Origin of the sequence: Paenibacillus naphthalenovorans (assembly GCF_900099895.1) — a bacterium.
In the GTDB taxonomy this organism is placed as follows: domain Bacteria; phylum Bacillota; class Bacilli; order Paenibacillales; family NBRC-103111; genus Paenibacillus_G; species Paenibacillus_G naphthalenovorans.
On sequence record NZ_FNDY01000099.1, the window covers coordinates 1 to 1,066 of the forward strand.

Genomic DNA, 1,066 nt, shown 5'->3' on the forward strand with positions numbered 1-1,066 from the left:
TTGAATTGTTTTGGCCAGAGCATTATTTAATGCTTCTTTGGGTTACACCCAGACCAGAACTTTACCAGGTCTTACCACGAACTGCATAGGTCATGTAATAGACCAAAACAAGGAGATTATTTCGGACAGTTTACCCGAATGATAATGAGACTTCAAAGTAGGTTGAATGATCGAAGATATGATTTAATATTTAAACCTAAAATGTATTCTGATTCAAAATCAATGAGTGAATTATTTAGGAAAATTCTCGGTGAAGGAAGCCCGCCAAAAAAGCTTGTTGTTCTTGATATTAGCCCAATTCCATTTGATGTTAGAAATTCAGTAATTTCTTTAATTTTACGATTGGTCTTTGATTTTTCCTATTGGCATAGAAGGGCGAAAGAAATACAGTATCCTATATTTGTAGCATGTGATGAGGCACATATTTATCTGAACAACGATCCTTCTGCATCAGCAGCAAGATTAGCAGCGGAAAGAATCGCAAAAGAAGGGAGAAAATACGGTGTTGGTTTAATGGTGATTAGTCAAAGACCTAAAGACCTATCATCAACGATTCTTTCACAATGTAATACCTTTGTTTGTATGAGACTTACAAATCCAGATGACCAATCTTACGTGAAAAATCTTTTACCAGATTCGATAAAAGGTATTGTTGATATGTTTGCCAGTCTTAGAAGGGGGGAATGTATCATTTTAGGGGAGTCAGTGATGATGCCGACTAGAGTGAGAATTGATAAGCCAAATCCTACTCCTAATAGTAACGATGTATCGTTTATTAAACTTTGGAAGGAAAAAGATGAAATTGATTTAGACACAGTTATTGACGAATGGAGAAGACAGGGAGTCAAAAATTAATTCTATCCTATAAAGTTGAAGCTATTTTTCCAAGTTAAAGGTATCCGTAAAAATCTTCACAATCAACGAGTTTATTTTTGCGAATACAAAGACGGTTACATTCCCTATATCCTATCTAGGGCTTGCTGAATAAACCAAAAATTCTTAATCAACAAGGATTTCTCACCATTACTGTCGAATTTATCTGCAAGGGAAATATGGAAAATCGGTA

1 protein-coding gene is annotated in these 1,066 nt (G+C 35.0%); it reads left to right on the forward strand.

Features of this window, described 5'->3' with window-relative positions; all coding sequences use genetic code 11:
• The first annotated feature begins 144 nt into the window (after nt 1-144).
• Nucleotides 145-855 carry an ATP-binding protein gene (locus BLT35_RS26135; RefSeq protein ID WP_175472077.1) on the forward strand — a complete coding sequence of 237 codons (711 nt, stop codon included), beginning with the start codon at nt 145-147 and terminating at the stop codon, nt 853-855.
• Nucleotides 856-1,066 lie beyond the last annotated feature (211 nt).